This is a genomic window from Exiguobacterium undae DSM 14481, assembly GCF_000620805.1.
GTDB classification, from domain to species: Bacteria; Bacillota; Bacilli; order Exiguobacteriales; family Exiguobacteriaceae; genus Exiguobacterium_A; species Exiguobacterium_A undae.
The window spans coordinates 790328-805800 of record NZ_KK211187.1 but is presented as its reverse complement, the minus strand read 5'-3'; the positions used below and the strand labels follow the sequence as shown (position 1 = coordinate 805800).

The following is a 15473-nucleotide window of genomic DNA, read 5'->3' as shown; positions in this document are numbered from 1 at the left end:
CCTGTTAGACTGAAGGCAAAGGGGGAATTCTCATGAAACCGACGGAACAATTATGGGATCAAAAAGCGACGGATTGGGCGGAACGATCGGAGATGATGTGGACGACAGGCAGCCGGAAAACGATCATTCCGTTTCTGAAATCCGTCATCACGTCCGGCAACTTACTCGACTTAGGATGCGGCGACGGCGCGGCTTGCCGGTTACTCGCGGACGCGTTTCAGGTCACAGGACTGGATTTGTCGGAAGAGATGATCCGGATCGCCCGTGACAAATCACCGGCACTCGACTTCGTCGTCGGAACCGGTGAAGCGTTACCGTTTTCGGATGATACGTTTGATGTCGTCCTTGCCGTCAATTCACTCGAATGGTCGACGCGTCCCGTCACGGTGCTTAAAGAGATCAGCCGCGTTTCGCCGCTTGTCGTCATCAGTCTGCTTGGACCAACGGCGGCACCACGAGCGTTATCATACCGTCGCCTGCATGGAGAAGACGCACCGATGGGCAATACGATGATGCCGTGGGAACTCGTCCAACTGGCAGATGAACTCGGCTGGACGTTGCTTGACGAAACCGTCATTCAAAAAGAAGGTGCCGTCATGACCGGACACCGGTTACTCGATCAGGCCCATGCGTTTTCTTGTTTGTTTGCGTTTCGGACGCAAAGATTTATTTGAGAAAATCATAACCTTATTTTAATAATCTAAAGTAACTATCAAATTGTTGCTGTAAAAGTTAAATACTAGTATTTTTTCGGAGGAGATAAAAATGGATCCTTTCAAAATAGATGTACCGGGATTAAAAACCAGACTCACAGATCAAGGTTTTTTTGAGATGATAATGTCTCCTGATGAACTGCCATTTGAAAATGGTATAGCTTTTTATGAAATAAAAATGGAGTTTAAAAACGCTGAATTAAAAAGTAAACAAAATGCTTCAACTTATTGTGTAGGAAAGGCACTTTTTGATCATCCTTTTAGTTTAAACAGCGGGGGTGATAGTAATATCAAGATGGATAATAATGAGCAATTGGAACTTGAAATCAATCAAAGAATATTTCAAGTTAATTTATTAAAAAACAAAGATAGCCGTCTCGGATCAATGGAAATCAATACAAATGACTTTGATGAAATGAGTTTTATCGATGCGCAAAATACAATGTTTCACGCTCTAAATTATGTAACAAATAAACTTTCACTAACTTTTGAAACACCATTAAGAATAAGCTCATTCTTTATATTATTTGATCTAAACGTGTTTTCAATTATTGAAGCTAGATATAAAATTAAGCACTTTAATAAATTGGATTTACAAACAGGAAAAATCCGAGTAGAAAAATTAGATAATGCAAGATCATTTTATAATAAAGGTTTGGCGGCCCAAGATCCACAAATCAAATTTCTTAACTTATATTTAGCTTGTGAAATGATAAGGTCTTTAATTAAAAGTCACTTTGGTCAAAAAGAGCAAGCAAAGCGTATCAAAGGTAAAGACTATAAAGAACCATTGATAAAGAATAAACATAATCACAACATTACCAATGCTAATGAACAAAACAAACTTATTGATAAAGAATATTCATATGTATTGTATGTTGAGTATAGAAAATTACGAAATTCAGCTGCTCATCATTTATTAGATGATGGTAGTTTTAAAAGTACAACAAACTTAAAAGACTATAAGGATTATTATCTAGCTGTTCCTTATCTAATAGAAATATTTGAAGGTTACCTCTCGGAGTTACTTGAAAGACTTTAATATCAAATTAGCAAATACGTATGTAATCATCCAATGTATAGAAAAAGAAAGGGAGGAAACCAAAATGGCTCCTCCCCTTTTACATTTTAACCTTTAACCATGCCTTTAAGGACAAACGCCACGTTCGCCGGACGTTCCGCCAAACGGCGCATGAAGTAGCCGTACCAGTCACGACCATATGGGACGTAGACACGGACTTTATAGCCGAGCTTCACGAGCTCAAGCTGACGCTCGACACGGATGCCGTACAGCATCTGGAATTCGAACTTGTCGTTGCCGATGCCGTTGTCTTTCGCATAGCGGATAATTTGTTCGATCATCGCATCGTCATGTGTCGCGACCGCGGCGTAGTTACCGAGTGAGAGTTGCAGTTTGACGAGCTTGATGTAGTTATGGTCCACATCTTCTTTTTCCGGGAAGGCGACCGTTGCCGGCTCTTTATATGCGCCTTTGACAATCCGTAAGTTCGTCTCGAATCGTCCGACACGTTTGATGTCGTCTTCCGACCGGTACAAGTACGACTGGATGACCGTCCCGATGTTATCAAACGATTGACGTAATTCTTCGAACAGTTGAATCGTTTTTTCACAACGCGGCTCGTCTTCCATGTCGATTGTGACGAAAACGCCGACTTCTTTCGCCCGTGTCAAAATCCGTTCCATGTTCGAGCGAATCAATTCATCCGAGATATCGAGACCGAGCGACGTCAATTTCAGGGAAAGTTGCGAGTCTAATTTCTCTTCCGCAATCATTTCCACCGCACGAATACATTCCTGCGTCATCATTTCCGCTTCAGCGACCGTCGAGATGAACTCACCGAGGTGATCCATCGTGACGCACAATCCTTTTGAGTTCAAGTCCTGAATTGCGCGTTTTGAGGCTTCCAGTGAATCCCCCGCGACGAAGCGACCCGCACCGAATTTCAGACCATACCGTTTCGCCAGACCATTCAATGTCTTGTTTTGCGATAAAAAGATAAAACCATCCCGTAATACTCGTTCCATCACTCATTACTCCCCCTAAATAAATGCTAGGCTGTTTTACCATGTCGGTTCACATCTCTGCATTCATATTATGACATAAAGCGCTTACATGTGCTCATTGTTTTGTTTTTTCCGTAACATCCGTTGTGCAAAAAAACCGACAGTAAAAAATAAGAGATATAAGAAGATCGCAAAGAAAAACTGCCAGGAAAACGGATCCCTCAGACTCGCACCGATGTTGTTGTAGACAAAGGCACCGGGAATGATGCCGAGATAACTGGCGAGTGCAAACTGCCGGAATTTAATCTTCGACAACCCCGACGCGTAACTGATCGCGTCAAACGGAAACAGCGGAATCAGCCGGACGATCAAGACGACGACAAATCCATTCGTCGCAATCCGTTCGTCGAGCGCTGTTAATTTACCGGTGCCGATGATTTTTTCAATCCCGCGCCGACCGAGCAGGCGGGCAATCCAAAAGCTGAGCAGGCTGCCGGTTCCGGCGCCGATGACATCAAGAATCGTCCCGACCCACGGACCATAGGTATAACCGCCAAAGACCGTCAGCAAGCTCGCCGGGAAAAAGACGAGCGGTCGGATCGTATAAGCCAATATGTACAGCAACATGCCGAAAGCACCCTGCTGGCGAATCCAGTCCGATAGTGCCTGGATATCAAACTGCTCCATCATTCCCGAAAAACGGAAATAGAGGAGCAGTCCAACACCAATCAGCATGTAGAGGGTAAACGGGAGCCAGTCCCGTAACTTTAAGTTTTTCAAGACAGCGGTGCCGATGCCGGTGCGACGTAATAGAAGATCGATAAGAAAATCAAGACGCTGCCGGCAAGGACGAACAGATGCCAAATCGCGTGATTGTAAGGCAAGCGTGCCCAGACATAAAAGATGACACCAAGGGAATAAGCGAGTCCACCGCCAAGCAGGAGAAGGAACCCTTGTAAGCCAAGCGCTTCATAAATCGGTTTGATGGCAAACAGACAGCACCAACCGAGAATCAAATACGAGGCGTTCGAAATCCAGACATATTTTCCGGTCGAATACAGTTTCCAGATGATGCCGAGTGTCCCGACTCCCCAGACGATCCCGAGCAACGTCCAACCGAGTGGTCCGCGCAACGTGATCAAAGCGAACGGTGTATAGCTCCCGGCAATCAATAAGTAGATTCCCGCATGATCAAGGATCTGTAAGACTTTATTGGCACGCGTATGCATCAGCGAGTGCATCAACGTCGAGAACAGATAGAGCAAAATCATCGTCGCGCCAAAGATACTGACGGCGGTGATGTTCCAGGCACTGCCCGACTTCGAGGCTTGCAGGACCAGCAATACTAAAGCGACGATGCTGAAGATGACACCCAGTCCGTGCGTAATCGCACTAGCAATCTCTTCTTTTAACGAGTCGCCTTTCGCAAGCAACTCTTCGATTGTTTCTTTTGATTGTTCTTTGATCGTTTTCGTGATTTCTTTTTTCGTGATCAAGATGACACCTACTTTCTGGACAAACAGACTATGCTCTTGATTATACGCCCGCTTTCTACTAAATGCCTATCAAAATGTTCTGACGATTTGATGACACTTCCTTTGTTGTTTTCCCACTTTTTTCAGCAAAAAAACTCTGCATCCCGTTTGAGGAATGCAGAGTCATGGATTACCACTGTTCGATATCCGGTCGATCCTTAAACGTCGACTTTGTTCCGTGGCGTTCGTTCAAGACGGCTTCGACGTCGGTAAACGAAACACCCCGATCAGCAAGCAACACCGTCAGATGATACAGCAAATCCGCTGTCTCTTCCGCAAGGGTGTCGTCGCCCGCGAGGACGACTTCAAAGGCCTCTTCGCCAAACTTCTTAGCGATTTTTTCCCGCCCGGCTTTGACCAGGTAGTTCGTATAAGACGCCTCATCTTGTGACGCGATTTTTTCTTTTACTGTACGTTCAAGTTCATGTAGCATGCGGCACCTCCACTTCTGTATAGAAACATGTCCGATTGCCGGTATGGCACGTCGGTCCGTTCGCTTTGACAGTAATCAACAGACTGTCCTGATCGCAGTCGATCCACATACGGCGTAGTTCGAGCGTATTCCCGCTCGTCTCGCCCTTCGTCCAAAGGCGGTTTTTCGTCCTTGAGAAAAACGTGACGAGTCCAGTCGCAAGCGTCTTGTCGTAAGCTGCCTGATCCATGAAGCCGACCATCAGGACATCGTTTGTCGTCTCATCTAAAATTACGGCCGCGACGAGTCCCTTCGAAAAATTCAATTCGATCATCGGACGTCGACTCCTCTCGCCTTCAAGTAGTCTTTTGTCTCCGGCATCGTATAAGTCGCTTCGTGGAAAATCGATGCCGCAAGTGCCGCATCGGCTCCCGCTTCGAGACCTTCCGCCAAGTGTTCGAGTGTCCCGACCCCACCGGAGGCGATCAACGGCACATTGACGACTTCGCGTAAGCGTTGAATCAATTCCAAATCGTAGCCGTCCTTTGTTCCGTCTGCATCCATCGATGTGACGAGCAATTCACCGGCTCCAAGCGATACCGCTTCCTTCGCCCATTCGATCGCATCCCGTCCGACGGCTTGTGTGCCGCCGTGCGAGAAGACGCCCCACGAATCACCAGTCCGCTTGGCGTCGATCGCGACGACCGTCGCCTGAACACCAAACAAGCGGCTGATGTCTTGAATCAGTTGCGGGTTCTGTAACGCCGATGAATTGAGGGAGACTTTATCGGCACCGGCACGGATCAATCGTTTCGCGTCTTCCAGTGTCTTGATGCCGCCCCCGACCGTAAATGGCATGTAGATGACTTCCGCCACCCGCTCGACGATATCGAGCATCGTGTCGCGTCCTTCTTGTGTTGCCGAGATATCAAGTAACACCAGCTCATCGGCACCTTGTTCGTAATAGTATTTCGCGACGGCGACGGGATCTCCGAGGTCGCGCAGATTTTGAAACTTCACGCCTTTGACGACGCGCCCCTCCTTGACATCGAGGCAAGGAATGATCCGTTTCATCAACATACGCGAAGCACCTCTTTCAACGACAACGAACCGTCGAGCAAGGCACGACCGATGACGGCACCGTCCATCCCGATCTCTTTTAAGCGGGCGACGTCTTCGACCGTCGTCACGCCACCGGACGCAATCAGTTCAACGCCGTCCCGTTTTAAGCGGTCGAGTCCGTCAACATCTGGTCCCTGCATCATCCCGTCACGGGAGATGTCCGTGTATAAAAAGGTCTTAATGCCTTTTTGAATCAAGTGTTCGATCGCCCGCTCGAGCGTCCAGTCACTCGCTTCGAGCCAGCCGCGTGTCTGGACGATGCCGTCTTTGGCATCCAAGGCAACTGCCAACTTATCACCGGCAAGCTCAATCATCTGTTCGAGCAACGCTTCGTCTTCGAGCGCAACGGTGCCGATCAAGATTCGGTCAATCCCGGCGCCAACGTAGGCTTCGACCGTTTCGATGTTGCGGACGCCGCCGCCGGCTTCGACGAACAAACCGGTTTCTTTTTTGATGTCCGCAATCAGGCTCAAGTGAAGAGGTTCACCGGCTTTTGCGCCATCGAGATCAATCAGGTGAATCGCTGTCGCACCGTCTTCTTTAAACCGTCTCGCGATTGTCAACGCATCCCCGAAAAAGGTCTGCTGTTGAAAATCACCTTGTTTGAGCCGGACGGCCTGTCCGCTCATTAAATCGATTGCTGGGTAGAGTTGCATGTCGTCTCTCTCCATTCCTTAAGTAATTTCAATCCGACTTCGCCACTCTTCTCCGGGTGGAACTGCATCCCTGTCACCAAGTCCTTTTGGACGATGGCCGGGACGAGTCGTCCGTATTCGACCGAGTCGACGATCCAGTCCGGTTCACAGACGGCACCGTACGAGTGGACGAAATAAACCGCTTCGCCATGATTCGTCAACTGGTGCCAGCCCATGTGCGGCAAGCGGACGTCACTCGGTAACTTTTCGACTGTTCCCGGTAAGATGCCGAGCCCTTGCGTCTGGCCGTCTTCATCACTTGATTCAAACAACAGTTGCATCCCGAGGCAAATCCCGAGGAATGGTTTTTTCGTCGCTTGTTCCTGTAAGAACTCAATCAATCCCGTCTCTTCTAACCGGGCCATTGCCGGGGCATAGGCACCGACACCCGGTAAGACGAGCGCTTCCGCCTGTCCGAGCAATTCCAGATCACTCGTGACGATGACGGCTTCTCCGAGCTCTTTTAACGCCCGTTCGATGTTGGCGATGTTGCCGACACCATAATCTACAATCGCGATCATTGGTCAATCAGTCCTTTCGTCGACGGGACGCCGTCACCGGTTACGGCAACCGCTTGACGGACAGCCCGGCCCAGTGCCTTGAACAGTCCTTCGATCATATGGTGCGTATTCGAACCGTAGAGGACTTGGGCATGAATCGTCATCCGGGCACTGCGGGACAAACCTTGGAAAAACTCTTCCGCCAATTCCGTATCAAAATCACCGAGCTTCGGATTTTTGAATTCGGCGAGGAAGACGGTATACGGACGACCGCTGAAGTCGAGGACGACCGAGGCAAGCGTCTCGTCCATCGGCACACGTGATTCGCCGTACCGTTCGATGCCGGCTTTGTCGCCTAACGCTTCCGTTAAGGCCGCTCCGAGAACGATGGCCGTATCTTCCACCGTATGGTGGGCATCGATCCAGAGATCGCCCTTCGCTTCGATCACCAGACCAATCCGGGCCTGAAAGGCAAACAAGGTCAACATGTGGTCAAAGAAACCGACGCCCGTCTTGATTTCAACCGGTCCGCCACTGAGGTCGACCGCCACCTTGATTTCTGATTCTGAACTTACTCGTTCACTTGTCCCACGACGCATTGCAGTTCCTCCTCTACACATTTCTCTAAGATTTCCATCGCTTCCGTCGAGCCGCAACTGACACGGAAGGCTCCGTCAAACAAACGGATCCGCAGTCCGGCGTTGGCACAACGTTCGGTGAAGCGTTCAGCTTCGTCGTATTCAACGTAAACAAAATTCGCAGCACTCGGATACGTTCTGCCGAGCGGTTCGACCAGACGGGCAATCGTGTCCCGGCTCGCGAACGTCTCTTCCAAGACGAGATCCAGCTCCGGCTCGGCCATGATGGCGATTCCGACCGCAGCCGAGAGTCCGGAGACGTTATACGGCGACTTGATTGATTCGACTTCCGCGACGACCTGTTCACTGGCAATCAGGAAGCCGAGTCGCAAGGACGCGAGACCAAATGCTTTCGACAACGTCCGGAGAATGATGGCGTTCGGATACTCGTCGAGCAGAGCGACCATCGATTGTTCGAGGGCAAAGTCGATGTAGGCTTCATCAATCACGACATATTTTCCGCTGTCGAGCAATCGGCGGACATCCTGTTCCTTCCGCAAGATCCCTGACGGATTATGCGGGTGACTGAGGAAGATGATGTTGCCTGGTGCAGCGAGCAGTCCATCGACATCAAGCGCCATCCCGTCGAGCAACGGGACTTTACTGAAGTCAGCCCGTGCGCGGTCGGCATAAAACTGATACATGACGAAGTCCGGTTGCGAGGCGATGACCGGTGACTCTGGACCGGCGTAGCGGGCACAGAGGTAACCAATCAGTTCGTCGGAGCCGTTCCCGGCCACGAGTTGCGTCGGACGGACACCGGCATAGGCGCTGTACGATGCTTTGACTTGATCGATGACTTCGACCGGATATTCATTGAACGGAAACGTCTCGACGAGTTGTTTGATCGTCTCGATGCCAACCGGACTGTGTGCCGTAAATCGTTCGTTTTGGTGTAGTCGCATCAGTTCTCCCTCACTTCTATCGCTTGTGCGTGTGCTTCGAGTCCTTCGACCCGGGCAACGGTTTTCGCGGCATTCGCTAGTCGGGCGACACCTTCCCGTGTCGCTTCGAGCATCGTCTGGTGACGTAAGAACGTTCGTGCCGATAAGCCGGACGCAAAGCGGGCTGTCCCGGATGTCGGTAAGACGTGGTTCGTCCCGGCGACATAATCCCCGAGTGTTTCCGGTGTTTCGTGTCCGAGGAAAATCATCCCGGCGTGACGGATCAACTTGACGACCTCTTGCGGGTTCGCGACAGCGAGCTCCAAGTGTTCGGCTGCCAAACGGTTTGCTTCTTCAATCGCTTCATCAAGTGAGGCAACGAAGACGCCGCCGTTTTCCATCGCCCGGCGTGCAATCTCCTGGCGCGGTAACTGTTGCAGACGGCGTTCAATGTTCGCATCGACGTCGGCTTTCATCGCTTCCGTCGGGACAAAGGCAATCGCGACGGCGTCCCGGTCGTGTTCTGCTTGGGCGAGGAGATCGGCGGCAATCCGGTCCGGATGCGCCGTCTCATCAGCGATGACGACGACTTCTGACGGTCCAGCGACTGAGTCGATACCAACGATGCCGTAGACTTGACGTTTCGCTTCGGCAACAAACCGGTTACCCGGTCCGACGATCAAATCAACCGCTTGAATCGATTCCGTACCGAACGTCAAGGCAGCGACGGCTTGGGCGCCACCGATCGTATAGATTTCTGTCACACCGGCGATTTTCGCCGCGACCAATACTTCCGTGCTGAGTCCGGTGACGGGTGTCACCATGACGACCCGTTCGACGCCGGCGACTTTAGCCGGAATCGCGTTCATCAGGACGGTCGACGGATAACTTGCTGCTCCGCCCGGGACATAAATCCCGACCGAGTCAACCGGAACAAACCGTTGGCGACGGGTGACGTCCGCTTCGACGAGCTCGATGTCGGACGGCAATTCTTGTTCGTGCCACTCAACGAGTCGAGTCGCCATCAGTTTTAACGAGTCGACCAGATTCGGATCGGCTTGATCAAACGCTTCTTGAATCTTCGTTTCATCCAAACGGAAGTCTGTCAAATCAACACGGTCAAATTCACTTGTATAGCGACGGACGGCTGCATCGCCGTCGTTTGCCACTTGTTCCAGAATCGACCGGACGGCTTGCTCCGTCTCGCGGTCGACACTGAAGTTTTTTGTCGTTGCCATTACCGAGTCACTCCTTCTGTCAGCTGTTCGAGTAATTGAATCACTTCGACGCGTTTGCGTTTCAACGTCCACTCGCTTGTAAAGAATCGGGCGTTGATATCGATGATTTTTTCGTATTCATTAAGACCGTTCGCCCGGAGTGTCTCACCCGTTTCGACGATATCGACGATCGCATCGGCAAGTCCGAGCAATGGTGCCAGTTCAACCGAACCGTTCAGCGGCACGATATCGACATCGACACCCAGTTCACTGAAGTAACGTTTTGCGATGACCGGATATTTGGTCGCGATCCGGACCCGCCGTCCGCCTTCGAACTGCAACGGCTCTTTCGCACAAACCGACATCCGGCAAATCCCGAATGGTAGTTCTGCCAGTTCCGACAATTCCTGATCCGATTCGAGCAGGATGTCGCTGCCGGTGATCGCGACGTCGAGGACGCCTTGGGCGACGTACGGAATCAAGTCCGATCCTTTCATGAAGACGAATTCATGTTCGCCGCGTTTGACGATCAATTCACGTTCGATCGCCCCCCATGTTTCGACGCCTGCTTCTTTTAAATACCGTTCCGTCGTTTTCGACAGCCGGCCTTTCGTAATCCCAATCCGCATTTAGAGCACCTCCGCGAGTCGTTCGACGGAAAATCCGATCCCGAACGCTTGTTGTTCCTGACCAAATTGTTCATACAGCCGGTCGTATCGTCCTCCGACCAATACCGGCTCGGTCACACCTTCGATGAAACCGTGAATCGTCACGCCATCATAGTATGTCTGCAACCCCATCTGTCCGAAGTCGAGATCGGCATTGACGGCGTCTGCTAAATCGATGACGGCATTCAAGCGGGTTTCGTCGACATACGGCAAGATCTGTTCCGCCCCTTCCCGACCAAACAAGAGCGGGAGTTTGGCGAGCAAGGCATCATCGAGTTCCCGGGCAATCCGTTTCAGTTCGATGACGTTCCGTAACCGCAACATCTGCGTCACTTGATCCCGTAGGTGGTGATCACCGACCCGGGTTTCAATCAAGTGTTCAATCAGTCCGGCATCGCCGATCGACAACGTCACTTCTTTACCGGTCAATTCTTCGATCAACCGGACGCCGAGTTGGATCGCTTCGACCTCGGCGATGACGCCCCGCTCTTCAAATCCGACTTGGAACTTTTCTTCCGGCTGGAAGACCGAACCACTGTAAAAGACGCGCTTATATTGTTCGCGGCCCCGCTCACTGAGCGCCCGCGCGACACTTGTCGTAAAATCCATCCGAATTTGTTCCCGGCCACCGACTTCTTCAATTAAAGGGGTGATTAATCGGGTATAGTTAGATTGTTCGAGCCCATCCTCGAGCTGGCGGATGACACGTTGCAGGCGTTCAGCTGATTGCCCGACGTAGTCCGTCGCCCCGTCTTTGAGTCGAATCGTAGAAAATGATTGCATGTCGCCACTCCTTTATCTTGTTATCACTGTACCACGCTAAATTATTTAACGATAAGATACCTTTTTTGTGGTTCGATTGTCAATCCTTTTGCCTGTTTTCGTACTGAAAAAAACATATTGGAGGTTTTGTCATGCAATTGATCAAATGGGACGGTCACGTCCACAGCCCGTATTGTCCACACGGAACAAAGGATCCACTCGAAGCGTATATCGAATGTGCCCTGGTACAAGGTCTCGAACGGATCAGCTTCACCGAGCACGCCCCGCTGCCGGAAGGACTCGTCGATCCGGCACCCGATAACGATTCCGGGATGTCGTTTGCGACCGCCGAACGCTACATTGAAGAACTGAAAACGTTACGCGACACATACAAAAACGATATCGACATCCGGATCGGAATGGAGTTTGATTACTGGGAGCATGACGTCGACGGCACGCGGGACATCATCGCCCGTTATGGTCCCGAGCTGACGGACGGTATCCTGTCGCTGCATTACCTCTGGATCGAGGATCGGTATTACATGGTCGACTTCAGCAAGGAAAGTTTTGGTGAGATCGTCACGGCGACAGGCAGTGTCACGGCGGCTCACGAACGGTATTATGAAGGCATCCAGGCGCTCGTCATGACGAACCTCGGCACACATCAGCCAAAACGCCTCGGTCACCTGACGTTGCCGACGAAGTTCATCCAAGCCTATCCGCTCGAGCAGACGCCGGCGAACTTGGATGAGACGGTCCGGAAAATCCGCCAGGCGGACTTTACGCTTGATCTCAATACGGCAGGATTGCGGAAACCGTTATGCGGTCTTTCCTATCCTTACCCGGAACTCCTGCAACTCACTCAGTCTTTAGGCATTCCGCTCGTTTACGGATCGGATGCGCACCTAGCGAAAGACGTCGGTGCTGATTTTGATATGAAGTGGTAAGACATTAAATATGTAAAAAAAGAATCGCTCGTTTTCATCAACTCTGTCAGGAGTTGCGGGAAACGGGCGATTTTTCATTCCGTTTCAGCATACGGAAACGACAGAGAGCTGACAGATGGCAGTGATTCCGCAAGTGTTTTGAGACTAGCTACCGGGACGTTTCCGGCTAAGAGAACCGTCTGTTCGCCGTCCTGATAAGACAAACTGGCTTCCCGCTTCGTCTCATGGATGTATGCTTCAATTCCGTTTGATAATGTCACGACCGCTGATTGATTATCGTCAATCGTTTGTTGTGACAGCTTCGAGACCGTGATGATCGCCTGTTTCCCGGCAAACGCCCATGTGGTTGGTGCGTCTTTCGTATCACTCCAGGTCATTTCGTCTGACCTAAACGTTGAAAACGGAAGCTTCAATCCACGTGATTCCGAACGCCCGGATGTATTCGGCCCCGTCACAGGAAGAATCCCGGTTAATGTCCAACGATTAACCCTTTCATAGAACAAAACTATGTAATCATTCTGTTCTTCCGGTGCATGCAGACTGACAACCGCTTTTTGACCGAGAATTGCTTCCGACAAGACATCGTCTTCGGTCGGGACAGCCGTTTGTCCATTTTTAAATGTCAGTTGAATCTGTTCGACGGCCGCTTTTCCCGGTGTATCCGCATCTTTCGATGGCTCTTTGATTAAAAATTCCTCCACCTCATTTTTTTCTTTAACTGGTTTTACTGATTTAACGTCAGCAGGCGGTTTCACGACAGGTTCTTCCGTCTCAGACATGCATCCCGACAGGAGACAACTGCTGATCAATACGATGATTGTCATCGGCTTTACAAAACGCATTCCCCGTCCTCCTTTCTACCCCTTCGTTTCTCTCATTATCACAAGTCGATTCTTTCTGTCATCCGAATAAACTCACACAAATGGAAATACCTTTTTGAAAATTATACCAAAAAGACCGGCAAACGTGTCACACACGTCTACCGGTCTTATGATTTCTTCTATTCCAAATTAGCATGTTTGCCGTACATCGTTTTTGAATCAAGTTGTTTCGCCGCCATGATGTGAAGAATCAATGCGTCGTAAAACAGCAACATCGTTTGTTCAAACAATGATCCCATCGGCTGAACCGTTTCATCCGCCGTGGCTGTCCGCTCTTTCGGCACTCCCGGCAGTTTGACGGTTAAGTCCGCTAACTTCGCCAGTGTCGACGTCGGCTCAATCGTGACGACCGCGACGGTTCCACCGATCTGTTTCGCTTTCTCGACTATTGGAACGAGTGTTTTTGTCTCACCGGATCCTGATCCGATGATCAACAAGTCTCCTTCACGCAAGTTCGCGGTGACCGTCTCACCGACGACATACGCATCGAAGTTCATGTGCATCAGACGCATGACAAACGCTTTGCCCATCAAGCCGGAGCGACCGGCTCCAGCGAGAAAGATCCGGTCTGCCTTCAGAACGGCTTCGGCGAGTTGCGTCGTCTCGGCTTGATCAATCGCTTCCACCGTCGACGTCAGCTCTTGTAAAATCGTTTGAATATGTGTCATTTACGCCTCTTGCAGCATCCGACGCATCGTTGACGCTGTTCCTTGTTTGTCGTCTTGTCCGGTAATTCCGCCACCGACGATGATGAGGTCTGGGCGTGCTGCGATGACTTCCGGTAATGTCTCCATCTTGATGCCGCCCGCAACTGCTGTTTTTGCATTTTTAACAACTGATTTGATTGTTGCGAGATCCTCGAACGAGTTCTGACCGACGGCTTGAAGATCGTAACCTGTGTGGACACAGATGTAGTCAACACCAAGTTCATCAAGCTCTTTCGCACGTGTCGCGATATCTTTGACAGCGATCATATCCACCAAAATCTTCTTGCCTGATTTTTTCGCTTCTTCAACCGCACCTTGGATCGACATATCTTCGGCTGCTCCAAGAATCGTCACGATATCGGCACCGTGTGCGACAGCTTGGCTGACTTCATAGCCGGCAGCATCCATGATTTTTAAGTCGGCGAGAACCGTTAAATTCGGGAATGCCGCTTTCATTTCTTTAACGGCACGAAGTCCTTCGTTGATGACGACCGGTGTCCCGATCTCAACGATATCCAAGTTTTCTTCACCAATTTCTTTGACTAAAGCGATGGCACCTGCTGTATCGACTAAATCGATTGCGAGTTGTAATTTCATAATTGATCTCTCCCATTCTTCTCTCTATTTATGGACCTGGCACTTCCTTCTGACGTTCGTGAAGGAACATGACTAAATATAATCCTGATAGACGAACTTGGGAAGTACGCACTTTTAATTTACATAGTGCGGTTTTTCATACATAGTGCGGAAAAGTATACTGTCGATGACAAGAGGGCTATACTAAAAAAGGAGGTGGGACGATGCCACATTTTGAAGACCGGCAGTTTAACTGTGAAAAGGAATTGACCCTATCAATCATCGGGGGGAAATGGAAGATGCTGATTCTTTGGCACCTTGGTAAAGAAGGTACAAAACGCTTCGGAGAGCTGAAAAGTCTGATGCCCGGTATTACGCAACGGATGCTCGTCAATCAGTTACGGGAGCTGGAAGATCACCATATCATTCACCGGGAAGTCTATCCGGTTGTTCCGCCTAAGGTCGAATATTCGTTGACACCACACGGCCATAGTCTGATGCCGATTTTAGACGCGATGTATGACTGGGGTAAGGATTATGCCAAAAATGTCCTCGAAGTCGAGTTCGAACAACAAAAATTATCGCAATAAAAAAGATGCTCGTCTGTCCCGTCTCAATCTGAGAGGAGGCAACCGAGCATCTTTTTTAGACTTCTTCTGCTGTAAATATTTTCGACATCGCCAGTTCGTCGACGTATTCACCGTCAATAAACAGCGAGGCAATCCGTGTTCCTTCGATGTTGAAGCCGAACTTATGATAAAGCTCGATTGCCCGCAGGTTATCTTTCCGGACCGTTAGTTCGAGCCGGACGAGTCCCGCTTCAATGGCAAACGCATCGACGGCTTCGAGCAATCCCGCACCAAGCCCGCGCCCCGTATAGGCATCCAGCAAGCCGATGACAAGGTTTGCCCGGTGACGGATTCGACTTGGTTTTCCACCGACGACCAACACATAGCCGACAAGTTGGTCATCGACATCGACGACAAAGATATCTGAGTTTGCCGCCTGACCAAACCGTTCGATGAACGCTTCCGCCTGCTCCGTCGACATGCTACGTTCTTCCGGTTCATACAACATATATTTCGTTTCCCGATCAATCCGTCGCATCAAATCCGATAAGGCTTTTCCGTCCATCAAGGTGGCACGTCGTATCATTTTTCCTGCCTCATTTCTTTTATTCATTTAACTCAT

At 50.1% G+C, this 15473-nt stretch carries 19 protein-coding genes and 1 pseudogene; 4 read left to right on the top strand and 16 right to left on the bottom strand.

What is annotated here, in order from left to right; all coding sequences use genetic code 11:
• The first annotated feature begins 32 nt into the window (after positions 1 to 32).
• Both P397_RS0104745 and P397_RS0104740 read left to right on the top strand, forming a co-directional pair.
• Positions 33 to 674, top strand: coding sequence for a class I SAM-dependent methyltransferase (locus P397_RS0104745; protein ID WP_028105797.1), 642 nt, complete (start codon positions 33 to 35; stop codon positions 672 to 674).
• 91 nt (positions 675 to 765) lie between these two features.
• The gene (locus P397_RS0104740; RefSeq protein WP_028105796.1) at positions 766 to 1755 is read left to right on the top strand and encodes a hypothetical protein; all 990 of its coding nucleotides are present in this window, start codon (positions 766 to 768) and stop codon (positions 1753 to 1755) included.
• A gap of 86 nt (positions 1756 to 1841) precedes the next feature.
• On the opposite strand, the gene P397_RS0104735 is transcribed toward P397_RS0104740, so the two are convergent.
• The 12 genes and pseudogenes from P397_RS0104735 to P397_RS0104680 form a co-directional block, all read right to left on the bottom strand.
• On the bottom strand, positions 1842 to 2759 hold the full coding sequence (locus P397_RS0104735) for a proline dehydrogenase family protein (protein WP_026832202.1): 918 nt from the start codon (positions 2757 to 2759) through the stop codon (positions 1842 to 1844).
• Positions 2760 to 2843: 84 nt separating this feature from the next.
• Complete coding sequence (locus tag P397_RS0104730) at positions 2844 to 3518, bottom strand: TVP38/TMEM64 family protein (RefSeq protein ID WP_026832201.1); 675 nt, start codon at positions 3516 to 3518, stop codon at positions 2844 to 2846.
• The gene (trhA, locus tag P397_RS0104725) at positions 3515 to 4180 is read right to left on the bottom strand and encodes a PAQR family membrane homeostasis protein TrhA (RefSeq protein WP_026832200.1); all 666 of its coding nucleotides are present in this window, start codon (positions 4178 to 4180) and stop codon (positions 3515 to 3517) included. Before trhA ends, P397_RS0104730 begins: the two co-directional genes overlap by 4 nt.
• A gap of 223 nt (positions 4181 to 4403) precedes the next feature.
• Positions 4404 to 5019 (bottom strand): annotated as a pseudogene (gene hisIE / locus P397_RS18170) (bifunctional phosphoribosyl-AMP cyclohydrolase/phosphoribosyl-ATP diphosphatase HisIE).
• The gene (gene hisF / locus P397_RS0104715; protein WP_026827613.1) at positions 5016 to 5765 is read right to left on the bottom strand and encodes an imidazole glycerol phosphate synthase subunit HisF; all 750 of its coding nucleotides are present in this window, start codon (positions 5763 to 5765) and stop codon (positions 5016 to 5018) included. The pseudogene hisIE and the gene hisF overlap by 4 nt, the downstream one beginning before the upstream one ends.
• The gene (gene hisA / locus P397_RS0104710; protein ID WP_028105795.1) at positions 5759 to 6463 is read right to left on the bottom strand and encodes a 1-(5-phosphoribosyl)-5-[(5-phosphoribosylamino)methylideneamino]imidazole-4-carboxamide isomerase; all 705 of its coding nucleotides are present in this window, start codon (positions 6461 to 6463) and stop codon (positions 5759 to 5761) included. The genes hisF and hisA overlap by 7 nt, the downstream gene beginning before the upstream one ends.
• Positions 6436 to 7023, bottom strand: a complete 588-nt coding sequence (gene hisH / locus P397_RS0104705) for an imidazole glycerol phosphate synthase subunit HisH (protein ID WP_028105794.1) — start codon at positions 7021 to 7023, stop codon at positions 6436 to 6438. The genes hisA and hisH overlap by 28 nt, the downstream gene beginning before the upstream one ends.
• Complete coding sequence (gene hisB / locus P397_RS0104700) at positions 7020 to 7601, bottom strand: imidazoleglycerol-phosphate dehydratase HisB (RefSeq protein WP_012371230.1); 582 nt, start codon at positions 7599 to 7601, stop codon at positions 7020 to 7022. The genes hisH and hisB overlap by 4 nt, the downstream gene beginning before the upstream one ends.
• A complete protein-coding gene (locus P397_RS0104695) occupies positions 7574 to 8545 on the bottom strand; it encodes a pyridoxal phosphate-dependent aminotransferase (protein ID WP_028105793.1) in 972 nt (323 codons plus the stop codon). Before P397_RS0104695 ends, hisB begins: the two co-directional genes overlap by 28 nt.
• The gene (gene hisD, locus P397_RS0104690) at positions 8545 to 9762 is read right to left on the bottom strand and encodes a histidinol dehydrogenase (protein WP_028105792.1); all 1218 of its coding nucleotides are present in this window, start codon (positions 9760 to 9762) and stop codon (positions 8545 to 8547) included. Before hisD ends, P397_RS0104695 begins: the two co-directional genes overlap by 1 nt.
• On the bottom strand, positions 9762 to 10370 hold the full coding sequence (hisG, locus tag P397_RS0104685; protein WP_012371233.1) for an ATP phosphoribosyltransferase: 609 nt from the start codon (positions 10368 to 10370) through the stop codon (positions 9762 to 9764). The genes hisD and hisG overlap by 1 nt, the downstream gene beginning before the upstream one ends.
• On the bottom strand, positions 10371 to 11192 hold the full coding sequence (locus tag P397_RS0104680) for an ATP phosphoribosyltransferase regulatory subunit (RefSeq protein WP_026827608.1): 822 nt from the start codon (positions 11190 to 11192) through the stop codon (positions 10371 to 10373).
• 131 nt (positions 11193 to 11323) lie between these two features.
• Here P397_RS0104680 and hisJ point away from each other — a divergent pair, with 131 nt between their 5' ends.
• Entirely contained in the window at positions 11324 to 12118 is a 795-nt protein-coding gene (gene hisJ / locus P397_RS0104675; RefSeq protein WP_051523884.1) for a histidinol-phosphatase HisJ, read from the top strand.
• A gap of 74 nt (positions 12119 to 12192) precedes the next feature.
• On the opposite strand, the gene P397_RS0104670 is transcribed toward hisJ, so the two are convergent.
• The 3 genes from P397_RS0104670 to hxlA form a co-directional block, all read right to left on the bottom strand.
• Positions 12193 to 12960, bottom strand: coding sequence for a hypothetical protein (locus tag P397_RS0104670; protein ID WP_028105790.1), 768 nt, complete (start codon positions 12958 to 12960; stop codon positions 12193 to 12195).
• A 158-nt stretch (positions 12961 to 13118) separates the two neighbouring features.
• Positions 13119 to 13667, bottom strand: a complete 549-nt coding sequence (gene hxlB, locus P397_RS0104665) for a 6-phospho-3-hexuloisomerase (RefSeq protein ID WP_028105789.1) — start codon at positions 13665 to 13667, stop codon at positions 13119 to 13121.
• Positions 13668 to 14303, bottom strand: a complete 636-nt coding sequence (hxlA, locus tag P397_RS0104660; RefSeq protein ID WP_026827605.1) for a 3-hexulose-6-phosphate synthase — start codon at positions 14301 to 14303, stop codon at positions 13668 to 13670.
• A gap of 203 nt (positions 14304 to 14506) precedes the next feature.
• Here hxlA and P397_RS0104655 point away from each other — a divergent pair, with 203 nt between their 5' ends.
• Positions 14507 to 14872, top strand: a complete 366-nt coding sequence (locus P397_RS0104655; protein WP_026827604.1) for a winged helix-turn-helix transcriptional regulator — start codon at positions 14507 to 14509, stop codon at positions 14870 to 14872.
• Between the two features lie 55 nt (positions 14873 to 14927).
• Here the strand turns inward: P397_RS0104655 and P397_RS0104650 are convergent, their stop codons facing one another.
• Complete coding sequence (locus P397_RS0104650; RefSeq protein WP_028105788.1) at positions 14928 to 15437, bottom strand: GNAT family N-acetyltransferase; 510 nt, start codon at positions 15435 to 15437, stop codon at positions 14928 to 14930.
• Between the last annotated feature and the right edge of the window lie 36 nt (positions 15438 to 15473).

Excerpts from the sequence above, each read along its gene's own strand:
- P397_RS0104650 (WP_028105788.1), bottom strand. The coding sequence starts at position 15,437 with ATGATACGACGTGCCACCTTGATGGACGGAAAAGCCTTATCGGATTTG.
- P397_RS0104745 (WP_028105797.1), top strand. The coding sequence starts at position 33 with ATGAAACCGACGGAACAATTATGGGATCAAAAAGCGACGGATTGGGCG.
- P397_RS0104735 (WP_026832202.1), bottom strand. The coding sequence starts at position 2,759 with ATGGAACGAGTATTACGGGATGGTTTTATCTTTTTATCGCAAAACAAG.
- hisD (WP_028105792.1), bottom strand. The coding sequence starts at position 9,762 with ATGGCAACGACAAAAAACTTCAGTGTCGACCGCGAGACGGAGCAAGCC.
- hisG (WP_012371233.1), bottom strand. The coding sequence starts at position 10,370 with ATGCGGATTGGGATTACGAAAGGCCGGCTGTCGAAAACGACGGAACGG.
- hisH (WP_028105794.1), bottom strand. The coding sequence starts at position 7,023 with ATGATCGCGATTGTAGATTATGGTGTCGGCAACATCGCCAACATCGAA.
- hxlB (WP_028105789.1), bottom strand. The coding sequence starts at position 13,667 with ATGACACATATTCAAACGATTTTACAAGAGCTGACGTCGACGGTGGAA.
- hisA (WP_028105795.1), bottom strand. The coding sequence starts at position 6,463 with ATGCAACTCTACCCAGCAATCGATTTAATGAGCGGACAGGCCGTCCGG.
- P397_RS0104670 (WP_028105790.1), bottom strand. The coding sequence starts at position 12,960 with ATGCGTTTTGTAAAGCCGATGACAATCATCGTATTGATCAGCAGTTGT.
- P397_RS0104655 (WP_026827604.1), top strand. The coding sequence starts at position 14,507 with ATGCCACATTTTGAAGACCGGCAGTTTAACTGTGAAAAGGAATTGACC.
- hxlA (WP_026827605.1), bottom strand. The coding sequence starts at position 14,303 with ATGAAATTACAACTCGCAATCGATTTAGTCGATACAGCAGGTGCCATC.
- P397_RS0104680 (WP_026827608.1), bottom strand. The coding sequence starts at position 11,192 with ATGCAATCATTTTCTACGATTCGACTCAAAGACGGGGCGACGGACTAC.
- P397_RS0104695 (WP_028105793.1), bottom strand. The coding sequence starts at position 8,545 with ATGCGACTACACCAAAACGAACGATTTACGGCACACAGTCCGGTTGGC.
- hisB (WP_012371230.1), bottom strand. The coding sequence starts at position 7,601 with ATGCGTCGTGGGACAAGTGAACGAGTAAGTTCAGAATCAGAAATCAAG.
- hisF (WP_026827613.1), bottom strand. The coding sequence starts at position 5,765 with ATGTTGATGAAACGGATCATTCCTTGCCTCGATGTCAAGGAGGGGCGC.
- P397_RS0104740 (WP_028105796.1), top strand. The coding sequence starts at position 766 with ATGGATCCTTTCAAAATAGATGTACCGGGATTAAAAACCAGACTCACA.
- hisJ (WP_051523884.1), top strand. The coding sequence starts at position 11,324 with ATGCAATTGATCAAATGGGACGGTCACGTCCACAGCCCGTATTGTCCA.